This is a genomic window from Calditrichota bacterium (assembly GCA_013152715.1).
In the GTDB taxonomy this organism is placed as follows: Bacteria; Zhuqueibacterota; Zhuqueibacteria; order Thermofontimicrobiales; family Thermofontimicrobiaceae; genus 4484-87.
The window spans coordinates 1-3,019 of sequence record JAADFU010000164.1 but is presented as its reverse complement, the minus strand read 5'-3'; the positions used below and the strand labels follow the sequence as shown (position 1 = coordinate 3,019).

Here is a 3,019-nt window from a genome sequence, read left to right as displayed (position 1 = left end):
AGCAGCATTCATCTTTTTCATCTTTCCAAAGATAAGCAACTGCTCATTTACGAAATTTCCCGCTCCACTCGTCCCGCTGAAGCGAAAATAAAATATGTGTTCAAACGCAAAGGTTTTCGTAACGCTTATTTCATGCGTTTGCAAGACAATTGGCGCATCGATGAAATGTTACCCACGCAGGCGTTTTTGATCAGTTTGCAGGGATTGGCAAATTTAACCGGGCCCAATTTTTATTTCATTTATCCTGAAAAATGGGATTTTCGCTTCACGCCGGATGTGTTTGAATTTTTGAAAGACAGGCATTATTTTACTTTCAAAGAATTGAAAACCGCTGATCAGGCGCTCCGCGTTTTCAAAGACAATGTCAAGGGTTATGTCGTTTGGGATAAAAATGTCCGCACATCGCTGATTGTCGCTTTTACAGTCGCTGGATTGAAAGAGGCGGTGGTCGTTAGCGAAGAATTGATTCCGCTGGCGGAGAAATACGGATTGAAGCCGGTGGCGGATTTTCGCGGGAAATTTACCGGCATGTCAGATTATGAAATTTACTCATGGGCTTATGATCAGTATTGGGATCAATGCAGCAAAGAATATATCGTCTGGATGGGAGGCGAGCACGGGAAAGTTATGAAACCCGGCGTCGCGGATTGGGGAATTTACAAAAAAGCTTTTTTTAACGATCTTTCCACCAAACCGAGCGATAAGCAGGAATACTCGTTGGCAAAAAAATTACTTTCGCAGATGAAACCTTACTCTTTTGTTTTTGGCTGGCATTCATATAAAAAAGACAAAGAGCGCGATCACGTGACGCTCACTTCCAGCTATGGCTTGCGAGTGGAAGGTTTGCACACTTTGCCGAACATGAGTTTCAGCAGTCAGGTTCCGGCATCTCCGGGATTTGAATTTAAAAATAATCATCACATCGAACCGGGAAAAACTTACAAACCGAAAAAGAAGGTTTACGTGGCGTGCATTCAAACGGATTGTCTGGGTTTGGGCGCCTGGACTCGTCCCGGACGGGGAGAAATTCCTTACGCCTGGGAAGTGACCATGAACTGGTCCTGGCTGGCGCCCGCAATGATGGAATTTTTCTATTCTCAGGCAACTCCCAACGACTACTTCATTGGTTCGCTTTCAGGGCCTGGATACATGTATCCCAAAGCGATTCCGGATAAATTTCTCCCGCATTTGCTGGATATTGCTTATGATTTGATGAAAAAATTGGATCTGAATGTTTTTGAAATTATGGATTATTCAGAAGGCGCCACGGTCGAGGGAAATACAGAACTGACGCAGAAAGTCATTGATGCCTACTATGAGCGTATGCCCGACGCGATCGGTTTTGTGAATGGCTACGCGCCGGCTTATACTTTTTATTGCAAAGACAAAAGGCCACTCATTTCCTACGATTACTATCTATCGCCCGGCAGACCTGAAGCCGGTGCTGTGGCTGATTTGCAAGAGTTGGCTCGAATCAATAATAAACGACCATATTTCTTGCTGATGCACGTGAGGCAATGGAGCGACATCACGCGCGTGAAATCCATTCTGGATAAACTAGGACCTGATTTTGAAGTTGTGCCGCTGGATATTTTTTTGAAAATGGCGGGAGAAAACCCGACTTTTGAAAATAGGGTTCTTGAGAAGTAAAACAGATGAACAGTTGAAAATAAAACGGAAACGCGGTTTGGATGATTATCGATTTCTGATAATCTCCTACAGGACGGAGGCTCGTTTTCTCAATGAAAATTCACGCGATTGATACGGCGATTATTTTTTCCTATCTGTTAATTGTGATTATCGGCGGTATTATTATCTCGCGCCGGGCGTCGAAAAATATGGACAGTTATTTCCTCGGCGGAAAAACCGTCCCCTGGTGGCTGCTGGGCGTGTCCAATACATCCGGCATGTTTGACATCAGCGGAACCATGTGGCTGGTGTACATGCTTTTTGTCTATGGCATGAAAGGCGTCTGGATGCCCTGGCTGTGGCCCACGTTCAATCAAATATTTTTCATGATTTATCTATCTATCTGGGCACGCCGTTCCGGTGTAATCACCGGCGCGGAATGGATGACGACTCGTTTCGGAGAAAAAAAAGGCGGGGAATTGTCGCGAGTCAGCGTGGTTGTCTTTGCGTTGGTGAGTGTGGTCGGTCTTTTGTCTTACGCATTTGTCGGCATCGGAAAATTTGCCAAGATTTTTTTGCCGTGGGATTTGTCCCCGGACGCTTATGCTGTCATTCTCATGCTCATCACCGCATTGTATGTCATCATGGGTGGAATGTATAGCGTGGTTTTGACCGATTTAATTCAATATATTTTGCTTTCCGGAACGGCCATTATTATCGGCGTAATTGCTTTCACGAGAATTTCGCCGGAGATGTTGAATGCCGCTGTGCCGGAAGGGTGGAAGAATCTGTTTTTCGGCTGGCATCTCAATCTGGATTGGTCAAATTTAATTCCCTCGGTGAACGACAAAATTGCGCAGGATGGATTTGAACTGTTTACCATTTTCTTTTTTATGATTGTTTTCAAAGGAATTTTGAATAGTATGGCAGGCCCCGGTCCAAATTACGATTTGCAAAGGATACTTGCCGCCAGAAATCCAAAGGAAGCTGGTTTGATGAACGGCATTGTGTCTGTTTATTTAGTCCCACGCTGGACAATGGTGCCGGCGATTGCCGTGCTGGCGCTTGTCTTTTTCTCGCCGCAATTGAACGCCATGGGCGGGAAAATCGATTTTGAATTGGTGCTGCCGTTTGTCATCAATGAATTTTTACCTGTGGGTTTACTGGGGATTTTTCTGGCGGGATTGATCGCAGCGTTCATGTCCACTTACGATTCCACGGTCAATGCCGGAGCTGCTTACATTGTGAACGATATTTACAAACGCTACATCAAGCCGGATGCTTCGGACAAAAGTTTGGTGCGTGCAAGTTATCTTTCATCAGCACTGGTTGTTGGCGTCGGTATTTTGTTTGGATTTTTGGCGGATTCCGTGCACCAGATGACTCAATG

The 3,019-nt window shown here is 45.1% G+C and carries 2 protein-coding genes; both read left to right on the top strand.

The window, feature by feature from the left end; all coding sequences use genetic code 11:
- The coding region (locus GXO74_12430) for a hypothetical protein (protein ID NOZ62475.1) at positions 1-1,650 on the top strand (1,650 nt) is incomplete at its 5' end.
- Between the two features lie 92 nt (positions 1,651-1,742).
- Positions 1,743-3,019 (top strand): sodium:solute symporter (locus GXO74_12425; protein ID NOZ62474.1); only part of this gene is annotated, 1,277 nt, incomplete at its 3' end.